The organism is Trinickia terrae (genome assembly GCF_005144415.1).
Lineage (GTDB): Bacteria > Pseudomonadota > Gammaproteobacteria > Burkholderiales > Burkholderiaceae > Trinickia_A > Trinickia_A terrae.
On record NZ_SWJE01000067.1, the window covers coordinates 1 to 261 of the forward strand.

The 261-nt window shown below is 65.9% G+C and carries 1 protein-coding gene; it reads right to left on the bottom strand.

Features of this window, described 5'->3' with window-relative positions:
• The coding region (locus tag FAZ69_RS33100; protein WP_136899665.1) for a zinc-binding dehydrogenase at positions 1-261 on the bottom strand (261 nt) is incomplete at both ends.

Sequence of the window (261 nt, forward strand, 5' to 3'; positions counted from 1 at the left end):
ATTCGAACGAGTAGTCCGCGCCGCCGTCGGTGAGCTGCACGATGTGGTCGACGACGTTCTCCACGTCCTTCGGGTTGACGAAGTGCGTCATGCCGAACTGCTTCGCGAGTTCGACGCGGCCCGGGTTGAGGTCGACCCCGATGATCTTGTCCGCGCCCACCATCTTCGCGCCCTGGATCACGTTCAGGCCGATGCCGCCGAGCCCGAACACCACCACGTTGGCGCCCGCCTCCACCTTCGCCGTGTAGACGACGGCGCCGA